Source organism: Streptomyces sp. Xyl84, from assembly GCF_059731885.1.
The window spans coordinates 1658943-1674865 of the sequence record NZ_AP029182.1 but is presented as its reverse complement, the minus strand read 5'-3'; the positions used below and the strand labels follow the sequence as shown (position 1 = coordinate 1674865).

The window sequence follows — 15923 nt, the reverse complement described above, 5'->3', positions numbered from 1 at the left end:
CGGAGTACACGGGCGGGGTCGCCGTACTCCCTGAACGCCAGAGCGCGCACTGTCAACGCGCTCCGTCGCCAAGACACCGGCACAGGGCTTCGCTCAAGGAGCCGATGGTCTCCCTGCCGCTGTGGACCACGTTGTTGACGAGTACCTGAGCGGCGTCACCCTCACGGAGGGCGTCGGCCAGTTGCTCCGCTGAGCCCGCACCGCCTGAAGCGATGGCCGGAAGCTGTGACACGTGAGCCGCTGCTCGGGTGAGATCCAGGTCGTAGCCGCTGCCCGTCCCTTCGCGGTCCACGCTGTTGGCGAGCAGGGCGCGGACGTGGAGGCTCCCGAATCGCCGGGCCACCTCCAGAGCGTCCACCTCGGTCGGGGTGGCACCGCCGTCGACGAGGGCTCGCCACCCCTGCTGCCGGTCTCCGGAGCAGTTGACGACGCCCATGAAACGCCCGGCCCCCAGAAGGCGGGCCGTTTCCGCCACCCGGTCGGGTTCGGTCACCATGCTCGTGCTGACCGAGATCACGTCGGCTCCGGAGGCCAGCACCTTGCCGCAGGCTTCGGGCGAGGGCAGGGTGCCGTGCTGCACGGAGACGAGCAGTTCGAGGCCGGTCGTCTTGACGTCGTGCAGCAGGTCGGGAAGATAGCCGGACCCGGGCCAGGTGTCCACGACGTCCAGGAACAGTTGCGCGGCACCGTCGCGTGCGTACCCGGCGGCGATGCCGGCCACGTCGAACGGGTCGGCCAGCCCCTCGATTCCGGACGGGTCGGTCGCCACGCCGTCACGCACGTCGATGCAGGGAACCACCTGCCTGGCCAGCCGTGCGGGGGAGAGGTCCTTCGTGCTTTCCTGTCGCATCAGTCATCCGCCTTGGGCGTAGGTGTGGAGCTTCCGCGGCCGGTCGCCGCGGGGAGCGAGGTGGTGTGCCACGGCCAGCGCCGATGCCATGACCGCTTCCTGTGTTTCCACAGGTGTCGTGGAGTGTCCGAGGAAGAAGAGACGCTGTCCGTCCCGCACCGAGCCCAGCGTCTGCCGTGCGCGGCTCGCCCGGGGGGTGGGGAGTGTCGCCCGGAACGAGGAGCGGGCCAGTTCCTCTCGGGGCCGGCCGGAACGGTGGTCGAACTGACTGACGAACAGGTCCACCCCCAAGGAGGGGCCGTACCATGTCGTCGTCTCGCTCCAGTCGCCCTCCACGGTCGTGTTGGCGGCGGACCAGGCGTGCCGGTCCTCGGGCATCCCGAAGGGATCGCGGTGCAGTACGTAGGTGACGTCCCGGTATTCGACGGCCGCCAGGGCAGCGCGCACGCCGGCCGTGCCGGCCAGGCCCGTGAGCGCCGCCCGGGCGCGGTCCGCCGGGAGGGCCAGCGCGACGGCGTCCACCAGGTGCGCGTCCCCCGTCGCGTCCACCAGTTCGAAGCCCTGCCCCGCGTGGCGAACGGCCCGCAGGCCGGCGCCCAGCCGCATCGTGGCCGAGCGTGCGCCGGCGGCGAGTCCGTGCACGAGGGCACCGGTGCCCGACCGGAGGCAGGTCGTGCGGGGGACGCGATCCGGACGGACGGCAGTGGCACTCACTGCCCGTGCCGACAGGGTTCGGGCATCCCGGAGCGTGGTGCCGTGCAGCGATGCGGGCAGAGCGCACAGCAGGCGCTCCGTCGAAGGCGTGAGCGCCCAGGAGTCGAGGACATCGCCGAATGTGACGTCCCAGGAGATACCCTCCGCCTCCCAACGGACCGACTTCTCGGCGAAGCGGGCCATGGCGCGGTACGCCTCGTCCTGGGCCGTGACCTTCCGGGCGGTATCGGTGGGTTCGGCGGGGGAGACCCACAGATCCGAGGACTCCTGCCGGGCGAACACCGTCCGGGAGGCCGTGGCCGCCACCAGGGCGTCGGCGGGCAGGCCGACCGATGCCACGATCTGACGCCAGAGGGGAGACGCGGCCACGGGCGTCTCCCTGACACCCAGATCGACGACGCGGGGCAGGCCGCCCGCCGCCGTGAGGACGGAGTCGGCGTTTCCACCGAGCCTGCCGCGCTCCTCCAGCAGAAGCACGTCGTGACTTCCCTCAAGCAGCCAGGCCAGGGTGAGTCCTGCGATCCCACCGCCTGCTATGCCTACTCGCATGCGCGTCAGCCCTTCCCGAGGGACGAGCCGGCGCCCGCGGCGGCCGGTGCTCGGCGCGGCCCGGCAGCGAACCGCCAGAAACCGTCGAGCCCTTCCATCAGCAACCCGGACACGGCCACGGCGCACTCGGGACTGTCACCACGGCGGATGCCGTCCTCCACGGCGGCGGCCGCCAAGTCGAGCAGCTTTGACGGCGTCGGCACGTCGTAATAGTCAGCGAAGGCCTCGGGCAGACGGATTCCCGCCTCCGTCAGGGTGCGCACCAGCACTCGGCACTCCCGTGCGTAGGCCGCGAAGTCCGAGCGAAGTGCCAGGGCGGCGCCGGCACGCTCTGCATGCAGGCACATCCAGGAGACCGCCATGGGAAAGGACAGCGCGTCCTCGGCCCGCGGAAGGCCGGGAGAGGCAGGGGAAGGCGCACCCAGTGCCTGGGCGCATGCGTCGAGCCGCGGCTTGAGCGCGCGTAAAGTGGAGTTCAGCTCGGCGAACAGTTCGGCTTCCGGACCGCTCGGAAAGCGAGCGAGAAGCACGGCATAGGCAACGGTTTCGGATTCCAGACATTTCAAGTCCGCCTGTACCATGCGAAGCAGACTTTCCTGCTCGATTCGTCCGGCGCGAGCCGACCTGAGCAGCGCGTTGTCACGCTGCTCGACCATCTCGTCCTGTTGTGCGAGCAACTGATCGGCTACAGAGGCGGGATCGGCATTCATGATTTCCTTCCCGGTATCTCGAAATGACCGTCTGTCCACATACCGGAATGACCGGCTGTCCACGGCCACGGGTGCCCTGGCCCAACATCCGGTAACGTCCCGGCATTTGGTACCTTCGGTACGGCACGTTGCCCTTTGGTCCCGATTCAGGCCCTGCGATTTAGCGGTTCATGAGCGGCGGACGGAAAGTTGACGGCATGGCACATCGGCGCGTTCCCGGATGAGCGGCACGCCGCGTGTTACGGCAACTGCGGACCTGTCGGTCTGGTTGGCCTTCGGACTGTGAACCCCGTCACCAGCAGGGGATCGTTCGGTTCGCACCACCACGTCACAAATCCCCGCCGCGGTGCGGGAGCGCCGTGTGGGGCTCTGATGGGCGGGGAACCAGGACGCGGCCGGTGCTGACAGTGAGCCGACGGGCGCGCGTGGAAGGCGTGACAACCTGCCAGGAAAGGTGGCCCAATAGGGTTGGCCGGTTCGCAGGTCAACCCCACCGGGAAGAACGGGAATGATTGCCGTACCGATGTGTGCTCTGGCTCAGGCCGGCTGATCCGGCCTTGAGTGACAGCACCCTCCCGAGGAGCACCACTGTGCCCACCGAGGAAGAAGCCTGCCGACAGGAGATCCTGCGCAACCTCCAACAGTTACTCAGGGATCTCGAAGTGATTACCCGCCTCCTGGGAAGGCTGGTGGACGCATACGAGTCGCCCGTTGCGGCGCCGAGTCACTCGGCGATGACGCAAGATTCTTCCGCGGGATCCGGTGGCGCGGAAAGGGATCTCCTGCAGGAGGTCACGGAATCCTTCACCGAGCGGGAGAGTCAGGTCTTCCGGCTCCTGCTGACCGGAATGTCGAACCGTCAGATAGGGCGCAGTCTCGGCATCGCGGAGCGCACGGTCAAGAACAACTTGCACGCGATCTACCGGAAGCTCGGAGTGGCGGGACGAACCGAAGCCGTGTCAAGGCTTCTCGGTACCTCAGTGCGGCCGGAACCGGGGCCCGGCCTGGGCAGCGACCGGCGAAGATGACGGCGTGCCCCGCGCGGCGCGAACCTGACCCACGCTGCACCACCGGGCCGCCGGTCAGGCCCGCGGTGGTACCGCCGCACGGCGGGCCCGGGACCGGCTGCCACTGGCACCGCCCGGTGCCGGAGCCGACACCCCCTCACGCCTTCGTCGGGCCCGATCCCGTGGTCCCGGCGACTCAGGCCGCCACGCGAACGGCTACGACTGCGACGATGAGCGACGAACCGCCGAGCCGTGTCCGCCTCGGACATGAAACCTCTGACGTGATGGACTGCGAGATGGCCGGCACCGTCCTGCCGTTCCTGGCGGCGCACCGGTAGTCGAACTCCGCGACAGTCCCGGAAACATCCCGAGGTAAGTGTCGGTGTCCTCAGATCGTGGTCGAGCGGGCGCGTGACCGCGGACCCGCGGACGAGATGGCCCCGCGTCCGGAGGTTGGCAGAGGCGGGGAGACAGACGGCATTGAAGGGGCGGTGGAGCGGCGACTGTCCACTCCCCGCGCTACAGAACGGGAGTGCCGAGCTGAACCAGCGCCGCCCTGGCCAAGCGCAGCGGGCTCCGGAGGGGACGTGTGCTGTCCCGTCCGTCCGGCCTCTCCACGCTTCGGGAAGCCGCCGCGATACCCATGCACCTGGCACGTGAGTCTCGAGCTGAGCAATGGTCCTCAAGGACTCTCCGAGGCTGGACGTGGCTGGATCTGATTCCCCACACACCCGAGGGAGTCGCCCGGCTACGATCACCCCATGACGACCTCGGACATCCCAGAGCCGCCGAAGATCACGGAGGAGCACTTCCTCGACACGGGTACCGGAGTCGAGGCGGAGACCGAGGTGGAGGACGCGCCACCGGAGATCGCCCGGCCGTGGAATCCGGAACAGATCCGGGTCAACACCAAGCAGTTTTCGCTGCGTAACGCCCTGGACATGATCGAGGACGGGTCTTTGGAGCTGGCCCCGGACTTCCAGCGCGGCATCGTATGGAAACCGGTGCAGAAGTCCCGGCTCATCGAGTCGGTGCTCCTGCAGATTCCGCTTCCCGCTTTCTACTTCGCCGAGGACACCGACGGGCTCATGCGCGTGGTCGACGGCCTTCAGCGCCTGTCGACCATCCGCGACTTCGTCCGCGGGGGAGACGAGCGCGGGTTCGAGCTGAAAGGCCTGGAGTACCTGCAGAGCGCGGTGGAGGGCAAGCGTTTCGATGACCTTCCCGCCCCGTGGAAGCGGCGCATCTACAACACCCAGATCGTCACGAACGTCATCGACCCGACCACGCCGTCGGATGTCATGTACGACATCTTCAAGCGCATCAACACGGGCGGTACGCCGCTGAACGCGCAGGAGATCCGGCACTGCATGAGCAAGGAGCGCAGCCGGACCGTCCTGCGGGTGATGACCTCCACCGCGGAGTTCAACGCGGCGACCAACAACATGGGCGGCCATATCCGGATGAACGACCGGGAGATGGCCCTGCGTTTCGCCGCATTCTGGCTGATGGGTACGGACGGCTACGCGAAGTACGCCGCGATGGACCCCTTCCTCCAGCGCACCACCATCATGTTGGACAATGTGAAGGAGGTGAACGACGCCAGGGTAGGGGACCTCCTGGAGGCGTTCCGCAAGGCCATGGTGAACGCCCGTCTGGTTTTCGATGAGCAGGCGTTCCGTAAATGGCCGTTGGACTCGTCCGGCCGCAACCCGATCAACCGAGCACTGTTCGAGGCCTGGTCGATCACCCTCGCCAACTACGAGACCGAAGACCTTGAACGGCGCCGCGAGGCGATCGTGGATGCCGCGCGTTTCCTGATGACGAACGACTATCAGTACCTGGAAGCTATCACCTCCTCGACGGGTGACGTTCGCCGGGTGATGCTCCGGTTCGACGTCACCGCCCAGGCTGCGGAGGCTGGTAAGTGATCACCTCTCTGCGTGTCCGGCACTTCAAACGCTTCACCGACGCGTCCTTCCCCCTGCGGCCCCTCACCGTGCTGACCGGACTCAACGGCACGGGCAAGAGCACCACCATCCAGAGCCTGCTGCTGACCCGCCAGCTCGCTGACGCGGCGGCCGGCCGAGTGGTACAGCTCAACGGGCCCTACGGACTCGCCTTGGGCGAGGCGCACGAGGTGCTGCACCCCGACGCCCCCGACTCCACCATCGAGATCCAGATCGGCTGCGACGGCGCTCAGGTGCCGAGTGTGTACCGCTTCACGGTCCCCGACGAGCAGGCCCTCTACCTGCGCGTGGCCGAAGACAGCGGGCCACCACCGGCGGAACTACGCGGCCAGGGAGCCGCGTTCACCTATCTGTGCGCTGAGCGGCTCGGGCCCCGCGACCAACTCGGCGTCTCCGCCGAGCATCCCGATCTCATTGGAGTCGGTGTGCAGGGGCAGTACACCGCGCAGTTACTCGCCCTGCACGAGACCCGGGCGGTGCGTGAGCCGCTGCTTCATCCGACGACCCGGAACACCCACAACGTCACGACCTTGCGCACACAGGTGGAGACCTGGGCCTCCGACATCATCCGTCCTATCAAGATCACTGCGCAGTGGCCGCCAGGCATCACGGCGAGCACCATCCGCTTCCAGGAACCGGGACTGCTGAGCGAGCCGATCCGCCCGGCCAACATGGGCTTCGGGTTCTCCTACGCCTTGCCGGTGATCGTCGCTGGTCTCCTCACCGGTCCCGGAGACCTGCTGATCGTCGAGAACCCGGAGGCGCACCTCCATCCCGGTGGTCAGTCCAAGCTGGGCCGCTTCCTGGCCCGCGTCGCCGGAGCCGGAGCCCAGGTGATCGTGGAGACGCACAGCGACCATGTGCTCAACGGAGCTCGGCTGGCCGTGGCGGAGGAGAAGAGCCTGCGGCCCGAGGACGCGGTCGTGCACTACTTCGGTGAGGAGGCAGCTGGTTCCGCACCCATTGAGTTCACCGCGAAGGGTGAACTGACCGAGTGGCCACAGGGCTTCTTCGACCAGATCGAACAGGACCTGGGGAGGTTGGCACGTGCCAGGCGCAGGGCTCGGTAAGCCGTACCGGATCGTCGTGGACGAGTCGTCCTTCGACTTCCGAGGGCTGGCGGAGGAGCGGTTGACGGACCTGCTGGACGACTTCAGCGACACGCTGGAGGAGTTATCCGAACAGCAGGAGGTCGCCGTATCGCCGTTGTGGATGGAGGTGGAGTGTGCGGACGACCGTGAGCTCTACGACGTCCTGTACGAGGGGGAGACACCGCGCGCTGGACGGGACGCGCGGCTCAGAATGATCCGTCTCATGGACCGCTGCCCCACCTGGGACACGGACGTGCCCGGCCTGCCCGACCACGTCGAAGTGGCGGGCGACGGCCGGGACCTCGCCTGGTCCCTCTGCTACGCCTGGTGGCGGACGCGGCAGGGGCACCACGTCGCATGCCTGGTCTTCCCGGCCGGAGACCGCCGCGGCTGGCTCCCGGTCTCCGCGATCGACGGGGCGACGGGTGAGGTGGCGACCGAGGAGGTCTTCCATCTCGTCGGGGTTCCCGCGCTCTCCCAGTTCTGGCGCTCCCTCTTCGAACGGGAGAATGTCACGGAGCAGGACTTCTTCGACCGCGCCCGCCAGAGCTTCCCGCGGCTGGTCTTCGCCGACTCCCTCTCCTTCCGCAAGTTCGACGGCACCTACGCAGAGATGCGTGACTGGGTCGTACGGCTCCTTGGCGTGGTGCACGACCACTTCGCCGACGCCTTGGCCCTGCACTCGGGGCAGCCGCACCCGGTGCAGGCGGAGCTGGGCCGTTTCGGCCTGGATCTGTCCCCGGAGAGTCCCAACACCCGGTCCAAACCCTCGATCATGAAGCAGCGGGACGTCGAGCACGAGGGCGAGACCTACCGGTGCGAGTGGCATGGCAAGAAGGAACGCCACCGCAATCGCGTCCACTTCAGCCTGCCCCAGCCCCGTCTCGGCGATCGCATACTCATCGGCATCTTCGTGGACCACCTGGACACCTGAGCGCAGGAGGGGGGAAGCGCGGCTCCGCACTGCGCGTCCACGTTCCCGGTACCTTGTACAGCCCGGTTTGTCAGCGCGTCCTGCCTGGTGACGTGTCACGCTCGCCCCGTGGTGGGTGTGACCCATGAAACCCCGCAGCATCGCGCGAGGCACCCTGTGGCTGCCCCGACTGGCAGACCGAGATGAGGGGCCCTCGTCGCCCTGCTCAAGGACTGCCAGGTCATGGCGTTCCAGCGGGTGCTCCTCACGGGTGCGAGCCACGGCCGAATCCCCGCACCGGCGCATCGAGCGGTACTGGCCAATTTTTGCGAGGCCCGTCCTCGACCGTCATCCGGGCCGGTGGACGCGATGATCGGGCACCGGAGACCAGGTAAGCCCGGCCCCGGTCAAAAGTCCCAGGAACGTCCCAAAGGCGCCGCCACCTCCCTTCCTGCCTCGCATCCATGCGGGTCAACGAGGACGTGGCGATGCTTTTTCTGAAGCCGTCAGATGTCCCGGAAGGTCTCGATCTGTGCCCCCACCGAGTTCAGCCGCTCCGCCAGGTCCTCGTAACCGCGGTTGATGACGTACACGTTGCGCAGGACCGACGTGCCCTCGGCGGCCATCATGGCCAGGAGGACGACGACGGCGGGGCGCAGGGCGGGCGGGCACATCATCTCGGCGGCGCGCCAGCGGGTCGGGCCCTCGACCAGGACCCGGTGCGGGTCGAGGAGCTGGAGGCGGCCGCCGAGGCGGTTGAGGTCCGTCAGGTAGATGGCGCGGTTGTCGTAGACCCAGTCGTGGATCAGCGTCTTGCCCTGCGCGGTGGCCGCGATGGCCGCGAAGAAGGGAACGTTGTCGATGTTCAGACCGGGGAACGGCATCGGGTGGATCTTGTCGATCGGCGCCTCCAGCTTGGAGGGGCGGACCGTCAGGTCGACCAGGCGGGTGCGCCCGTTGTCGGCGACGTACTCGGGGCTGCGGTCGTGGTCGAGGCCCATCTCCTCCAGGACCGCGAGCTCGATCTCCAGGAACTCGATGGGGACGCGGCGGACCGTCAGCTCCGACTCGGTGACCACGGCGGCGGCCAGCAGGCTCATCGCCTCCACCGGGTCCTCGGAGGGGGAGTAGTCCACGTCGACGTCGATGACCGGCACACCGTGGACGGTGAGCGTGGTCGTGCCGATGCCCTCGACCCGTACGCCCAGCGCCTCCAGGAAGAAACACAGGTCCTGCACCATGTAGTTGGAGGAGGCGTTGCGGATGACGGTCACGCCGTCGTGGCGGGCCGCCGCCAGCAGCGCGTTCTCCGTGACGGTGTCCCCGCGCTCGGTCAGCACGATCGGGCGGTCCGGGCGGACACCGCGGTCCACCGTCGCGTGGTACTGCCCCTCCGTGGCGGCCACGTCGAGACCGAACCGGCGCAGCGCGATCATGTGCGGCTCGATGGTGCGCGTCCCCAGGTCGCAGCCGCCGGCGTAGGGCAGCTTGAAGCGGTCCAGGCGGTGCAGCAGCGGGCCGAGGAACATGATGATGGAGCGGGTGCGGACGGCGGCCTCGGCGTCGATGGCGTCCAGGTCGAGGTCGGCCGGCGGCACGATCTCCAGGTCGGTGCCGTCGTTGATCCAGCGGGTGCGCACCCCGATGGAGCCCAGCACCTCCAGGAGGCGGTAGACCTCCTCGATCCGGGCGACCCGGCGCAGCACCGTGCGCCCCTTGTTGAGCAGCGAGGCGCACAGCAGGGCGACACACGCGTTCTTGCTGGTCTTCACGTCGATGGCGCCGGACAGCCGGCGGCCGCCGACCACGCGCAGGTGCATCGGGCCGGCGTAGCCCAGAGAGACGATCTCGCTGTCGAGCGCTTCACCGATCCGGGCGATCATCTCAAGGCTGATGTTCTGGTTGCCGCGCTCGATGCGGTTGACGGCGCTCTGACTGGTGCCGAGCGCCTCGGCGAGCTGCGCCTGCGTCCAGCCGCGGTGCTGCCGGGCGTCACGGATGAGCTTGCCGATGCGTACGAGGTAGTCGTCTGCCATGAGGTTGAGGCTATCTCAGATATGAGATGGCACATCCCCCGGGGGCCGTTCGAGTGAGGTGCCGTCAGTCGTGCCTGCTCACAAGGGTGCGGGTTCCCTCGAACGGGCCAGGCAAATCAACCGATATCACATGACATCCGGTGCTGCTGTCGGTGTGTCGCGGTCCGTTCTCTCCGCCGACGGTGACGGCTCAGGAGCGCTTGTCGATGCCGAGCCGCACTCCGGGAAGAACTCGGCACCCCTTGCGGACGTCAGCGGCGTGCGGTGCCTCCTTCCTGACCGCCATGCCCTGGGGCGTTGCCCGTTCACCGCCACGTTCTCTCCGGACACCCCGACTTGGCCTGCTAACGGCCGGGCGAGGGGAGTTCGCCGCCGACCGGGCGGTCCCGGGCTTCTTCCGGGCCGTTCGCCGGTCAGCGCACCGAGGCGGGTACGCCCGGCGCCCACACGCCATGCGGACGCCTCTCAGTGTCGGCCGACGGTCCACACCCCGCGACGTGGCGCATGTGTTGCGGATCACCGTGCGCCGTGAAACCCGACATTCTTCCCGCCGCTCTTCTTCCGCGAACGGGGTGGTGGGGACGGCTGTCCCGCGCGTGAACGGAGTCCGAACGAGTGAGTCGTCCGCAGGATGAGAGGCCGTTGCCCGGGCGGCGTACGGTCGTGGGCTCCATGGCAGGAGCCATGGCGGCCGCGCTGGTCGGCTGTTCCGGTGCGAGGAAGAGGAAGCCGAAGCCGACTCCGGACAGCACCGAGTCGCTGACGCCGCCCGTTGCCACCCGGGCCGGGTTCGGTGCGGCCGGCCGCCCGGTGGTGATGCAGGTGGTCGCCCACCCGGACGACGACCTGCACTTCATGAACCCGGACACGCTCGGCGGGCTCGACCGGACCGTCCCCCTGGTGTCGGTGTACGTGACTGGCGGCGGTGCGTACGGCGTCAACGCCGTCCCCGGCCGGCCCAAGCCCCCGCCCGATGTCCCCGCCTACGTCTCGGCCCGCCGGCAGGGTCTGCGCCAGGCGTACGCGGCGATGCTCGGGCTCGGCCTCTTCGCACCCTGGACCCGGTCCACCCTGACCGTGCCGGACGGCGGTGAGGTCGAGGTGCAGAGCCTCACCCACCGTGGCAGGCGTGTCGATCTCGTGTTCCTCAGCATCGACATGCACACCCGGGTCGGACCCCACACCCAGGTCGGTATGACGCAACTCTGGGCGGACTCCAGCGCCCAGGTCGCCACCGTGGTCGTCCCGGGTTCTCCGGTCACCCGATTGCGCCACTACAGCCGGGACCAGTTGATCGGCACCCTCGCCCATCTCTTCGAGCGGTTCCGGCCCACGGTCATACGCACGCTGGACCCGGACCCCGACGTGCAGGTGCACAACGCGCACAACCCCCGGGGCAGCGATCAGCGCGGTTACTCGGACCACCCGGACCACACCGCGGTCGCCCTGTTCACCTGGGCCGCCATGACCCAGTGGGTGGGACGCAGCACATCCTCCGGGGGCAAGGCCCCGGCGTTCCTGACCGAGGTGTACCGCGGCTACTACAACCAGCGGTGGCCGAACAACCTGCCCGGCACCATCGTCCGGCAAAAGGCCCGCTATCTCGACGACTACGGCGGCGGTCCCGACTGGAACTGCGGCAATCCCAGCGGCTGCGGCGACTACAGCGTCGGATCGGGCGCCTCGCTGCGCGACAGACGCAACTGGGTGCGCAGCACCCACTACCGGTATCCCACCTCCGGACCGCAGGGCGTCGCCGGACCGGGAGGCGAGCTGACCGTCTACGGCGTGCTCGGCATGCGGGCCGCCCGCTGGACGCGCGCCACGGCGGGCGAGACAGCGGCGGGCAAGGCGGTATGGAGCGCCCCGGAAGACCTCGGGGGCGGCCCGCTGGCCCCGGCGCTGAGCGTCGTCACGCTCTCCGGCAGGCGGGACCTGTTGTTCGGGCTCCGCTTCTCCGGGCTGGGCGCCGCGCCGGCCGGCAACACGCGGGAAGTCGTCTTCCTAGAGCAGCAGACCGCCGGTGGGCCGTTCCCTGAGACGTGGAGCAGCCTCGGCAGTCCCGAGCGCAACCCGGTCCGTGGCCGCCGGGTCGGGCCGCCGACGGCGGTCCTGTGCCGCGACGGCCGCGTCCACGTCTTCGTGCGGAACGCCTCCAAGGGCCTCAGTACGCGGGTGCGGGACACGGCGGGGCACTGGTCGCCGTGGCGGAACCTGGCCGGCGGCCAGGTGCAGGAGGGGCTCACCGCCGCCGTCGACGGCGCCGGTCGCATCCATGTCTTCGCCGCCGGGCGCGGCGCCGTCCACGAGTGGGCCCAGTCCGCCCCCGGAGCCGCGGTGCGCTACCGCGGGCCGCTGCGGCTGAGCGCGCCACCCGCCGAGGCACCGTCGGCCGCGAGCGCGGCGGACGGCTCGCTGGTGCTCGCCTACCGGGTACCCGAGAGCGCGCAGATCGTCGTCGAGCGGCTGACCAGGAGCGGCCGGAACTGGCAGCCCGCGGCGGCCGTACGGCAGACGGGCTTCGGGCCGCTGGCGCTGCTGCCCGGCGCGGGCCGCGGCGCCGGGCCGGTCCTGGCGGTACGGACCGGCACCGGCGGGGCTCTGCTCGCCGGGCCCGGGCCCGGGCCCGGCACCGTGCCGGTGGGCGCCCAGGCGACCGCCTTCTGCGTCGGCCGTCCCGCGTTGGTGCCCGTGCGCCCTCATGGCGTGGGCAATGTGACCGGCTCGGTGCTGGTCGCGCTCGGTGCGGGTGCGGCACCGGTCACGCTGTAGACGCTCCACGGCGAGACGTGCGGTCATGGGAACGCATGGCGGAAGCGAGGCATGTCGCGTGGGACCGACCGTGGACGGGCCGGATGCCGTCGGTCATGGGGACGCGGAGGAGCTGGAGCCGGCGCTGATGCCGGCGGTGTTCGCGGGGCGACCGCCTTTCCCGGGCGGACGCTCTCGATGCCGCGACCTCGGCGCGGCGAGTCCGGCTGGTCCCGCTCTCGCCGGCGGCGTTGCAGAGGCATGGGGAGCCCGGACGGCCGTGGCGGCCCACGTGGTGCCGACCGCGGCGGCTGCGTGCGATCGGTCACCGGCCGCGCATGACCTTCCGGCCCCCATGTACTAGAGTTATCTCGACATCGAGATATCTGCCGAGGAGCACCACCGCCGCCACCCAAGTAAGGGTCACCTAACTTAGGTCTACCTTAGCGGACTGGCCGGGATGGCGTGGCGGCAGGATCGTGGTGGTACGCGCACATCAATGAAGGAGACTGTCGTGTCGGCGAACAGCTTCGACGCCCGCAGCACGCTGCAGGTGGGCGACGAGTCGTACGAGATCTTCCGGCTTGACAAGGTCGAGGGCTCGGCCCGACTGCCTTACAGCCTGAAGGTCCTGCTGGAGAACCTGCTCCGCACCGAGGACGGCGCGAACATCACCGCCGACCACATCCGTGCCCTCGGCAGCTGGGACTCCCAGGCCCAGCCGTCGCAGGAGATCCAGTTCACGCCGGCCCGCGTGATCATGCAGGACTTCACCGGTGTTCCCTGCGTCGTGGACCTCGCGACGATGCGCGAGGCCGTCAAGGAGCTGGGCGGCGACCCGGCGAAGATCAACCCGCTGGCCCCGGCCGAGCTGGTCATCGACCACTCCGTCATCGCCGACAAGTTCGGCACCAACGACGCCTTCCAGCAGAACGTCGAGCTGGAGTACGGCCGCAACAAGGAGCGCTACCAGTTCCTGCGCTGGGGCCAGACCGCCTTCGACGAGTTCAAGGTCGTCCCGCCCGGCACCGGCATCGTCCACCAGGTCAACATCGAGCACCTGGCCCGCGTGGTCATGGTCCGCGAGGGCAAGGCCTACCCCGACACCCTGGTCGGCACCGACTCGCACACCACCATGGTCAACGGCCTCGGCGTCCTCGGCTGGGGCGTCGGCGGCATCGAGGCCGAGGCCGCCATGCTCGGCCAGCCGGTCTCCATGCTGATCCCGCGCGTCGTCGGCTTCAAGCTGACCGGCGAGCTGCCCGCCGGCACCACCGCCACCGACCTGGTGCTCACCATCACCGAGATGCTGCGCAAGCACGGTGTGGTCGGCAAGTTCGTCGAGTTCTACGGCGAGGGCGTGGCCGCGACCTCCCTCGCCAACCGCGCCACCATCGGCAACATGTCGCCGGAGTTCGGCTCCACCGCCGCGATCTTCCCGATCGACGCCGAGACCATCAACTACATGCGCCTGACCGGCCGCCCCGAGCAGCAGCTCGCGCTCGTCGAGGCGTACGCCAAGCAGCAGGGCCTGTGGCTGGACCCGAACGCCGAGCCGGACTACTCCGAGAAGCTCGAGCTGGACCTGTCCACCGTCGTGCCCTCCATCGCCGGCCCCAAGCGCCCGCAGGACCGCATCGTCCTGGCGAACGCCGCCGAGCAGTTCAAGCAGGACGTGCGCAACTACGTCGACAGCGTCGACGAGGCGGGCGTGGAGTCCTTCCCGGCCTCCGACGCCCCGGCCGTCCACCCGAACGGCGCCCCGTCCAACCCGGTTCCGGTCACCGCCCCCGACGGCACGACCTACGAGCTGGACCACGGCGCGGTCACCGTCGCGGCCATCACCTCCTGCACCAACACCTCCAACCCGTACGTCATGGTCGCCGCCGCGCTGGTGGCCAAGAAGGCGGTGGAGAAGGGCCTGACCCGCAAGCCGTGGGTGAAGACCACGCTGGCGCCGGGCTCCAAGGTCGTCATGGACTACTACGACAAGGCCGGCCTGACCCCGTACCTGGACAAGCTGGGCTTCAACCTCGTCGGCTACGGCTGCACCACCTGCATCGGCAACTCCGGCCCGCTGCCGGAGGAGGTCTCCAAGGCGGTCAACGACCACGACCTGGCCGTCACCTCGGTCCTGTCCGGCAACCGCAACTTCGAGGGCCGGATCAACCCCGACGTCAAGATGAACTACCTGGCGTCCCCGCCGCTGGTGGTCGCCTACGCCATCGCCGGTTCCATGAAGGTGAACATCACCGAGGACGCCCTCGGCGTCGACCAGGACGGCAACCCGGTCCACCTGAAGGACATCTGGCCGAGCGAGTCCGAGGTCAACGACGTCGTCGCCAACGCCATCGGCGAGGACATGTTCTCCAAGTCCTACTCCGACGTGTTCGCCGGCGACGCCCAGTGGCAGTCGCTGCCGATCCCGACCGGCAACACCTTCGAGTGGGACGCCGAGTCCACCTACGTCCGCAAGCCCCCGTACTTCGAGGGCATGGGCCAGGAGCCGGAGCCGGTCGAGGACATCACCGGCGCCCGGGTGCTCGCCAAGCTGGGCGACTCGGTCACCACCGACCACATCTCCCCGGCCGGCGCGATCAAGGCCGACACCCCGGCGGGCCAGTACCTCACGGAGCATGGCGTGCAGCGCCGCGACTTCAACTCCTACGGTTCCCGCCGCGGCAACCACGAGGTGATGATCCGCGGCACGTTCGCCAACATCCGCCTGCGCAACCAGATCGCGCCGGGCACCGAGGGCGGCTACACCCGCGACTTCACCCAGGACGGCGGCCCGGTCGCCTTCATCTACGACGCCTCGCGCAACTACATCGAGCAGGACATCCCGCTCGTCGTCCTCGCGGGCAAGGAGTACGGTTCGGGCTCGTCGCGCGACTGGGCCGCGAAGGGCACCGCGCTGCTCGGCGTCAAGGCCGTCATCGCCGAGTCCTACGAGCGCATCCACCGCTCGAACCTGATCGGCATGGGCGTCCTGCCGCTGCAGTTCCCCGAGGGCCACACCGCGGGCTCCCTCGGTCTGACCGGCGAGGAGACCTTCTCCATCACCGGCGTGACCGAGCTGAACGAGGGCACCGTCCCGCGCACGGTGAAGGTCACCACCGACACCGGCGTCGAGTTCGACGCGGTCGTCCGCATCGACACCCCCGGTGAGGCGGACTACTACCGCAACGGCGGCATCATGCAGTACGTGCTGCGCAGCCTGATCCGCAAGTAAGCGGTACGGCACGGCAGAAGAGGGCCGCACCCCCGGCGACGGGGGTGCGGCCCTCGCGTGCACCCGGTGCGGGAAGGCGCCTTCGGCGGTGCGCCCGGCG

10 protein-coding genes are annotated in these 15923 nt (G+C 69.2%); 6 read left to right on the top strand and 4 right to left on the bottom strand.

From position 1 onward, the window contains the following. Positions 1-52 precede the first annotated feature (52 nt). Genes AC6I72_RS07145 through AC6I72_RS07135 form a run of 3 tightly spaced genes read right to left on the bottom strand, consistent with a single transcriptional unit; the run spans position 53 to position 2823 of the window. The gene (locus tag AC6I72_RS07145) at positions 53-850 is read right to left on the bottom strand and encodes a HisA/HisF-related TIM barrel protein (protein ID WP_498000020.1); all 798 of its coding nucleotides are present in this window, start codon (positions 848-850) and stop codon (positions 53-55) included. Between the two features lie 3 nt (positions 851-853). Beyond that, complete coding sequence (locus tag AC6I72_RS07140; protein ID WP_498000019.1) at positions 854-2113, bottom strand: FAD-dependent oxidoreductase; 1260 nt, start codon at positions 2111-2113, stop codon at positions 854-856. A gap of 5 nt (positions 2114-2118) precedes the next feature. Beyond that, on the bottom strand, positions 2119-2823 hold the full coding sequence (locus AC6I72_RS07135) for a hypothetical protein (protein ID WP_498000018.1): 705 nt from the start codon (positions 2821-2823) through the stop codon (positions 2119-2121). Between the two features lie 590 nt (positions 2824-3413). Here AC6I72_RS07135 and AC6I72_RS07130 point away from each other — a divergent pair. The 4 genes from AC6I72_RS07130 (at position 3414) to AC6I72_RS07115 (ending at position 7825) form a co-directional block, all read left to right on the top strand. Beyond that, positions 3414-3851 carry a helix-turn-helix domain-containing protein gene (locus AC6I72_RS07130; protein ID WP_498000017.1) on the top strand — a complete coding sequence of 146 codons (438 nt, stop codon included), beginning with the start codon at positions 3414-3416 and terminating at the stop codon, positions 3849-3851. 740 nt (positions 3852-4591) lie between these two features. Continuing rightward, the gene (locus tag AC6I72_RS07125) at positions 4592-5761 is read left to right on the top strand and encodes a GmrSD restriction endonuclease domain-containing protein (RefSeq protein ID WP_498000016.1); all 1170 of its coding nucleotides are present in this window, start codon (positions 4592-4594) and stop codon (positions 5759-5761) included. Next, positions 5758-6870 (top strand): AAA family ATPase, encoded by a 1113-nt coding sequence (locus AC6I72_RS07120; RefSeq protein WP_498000015.1) that lies wholly within the window; start codon positions 5758-5760, stop codon positions 6868-6870. Before AC6I72_RS07125 ends, AC6I72_RS07120 begins: the two co-directional genes overlap by 4 nt. Beyond that, positions 6848-7825 carry a hypothetical protein gene (locus AC6I72_RS07115; RefSeq protein WP_498000014.1) on the top strand — a complete coding sequence of 326 codons (978 nt, stop codon included), beginning with the start codon at positions 6848-6850 and terminating at the stop codon, positions 7823-7825. The genes AC6I72_RS07120 and AC6I72_RS07115 overlap by 23 nt, the downstream gene beginning before the upstream one ends. Before the next feature lie 485 nt (positions 7826-8310). Here the strand turns inward: AC6I72_RS07115 and AC6I72_RS07110 are convergent, their stop codons facing one another. Next, positions 8311-9840, bottom strand: coding sequence for a helix-turn-helix domain-containing protein (locus AC6I72_RS07110; protein ID WP_366728569.1), 1530 nt, complete (start codon positions 9838-9840; stop codon positions 8311-8313). Positions 9841-10512: 672 nt separating this feature from the next. Between AC6I72_RS07110 and AC6I72_RS07105 the strand changes: the two genes are divergently transcribed. Beyond that, positions 10513-12612, top strand: coding sequence for a PIG-L family deacetylase (locus tag AC6I72_RS07105; protein WP_498000013.1), 2100 nt, complete (start codon positions 10513-10515; stop codon positions 12610-12612). 493 nt (positions 12613-13105) lie between these two features. Beyond that, a complete protein-coding gene (gene acnA / locus AC6I72_RS07100) occupies positions 13106-15823 on the top strand; it encodes an aconitate hydratase AcnA (RefSeq protein ID WP_498000012.1) in 2718 nt (905 codons plus the stop codon). The last annotated feature ends 100 nt before the right edge of the window (positions 15824-15923 follow it).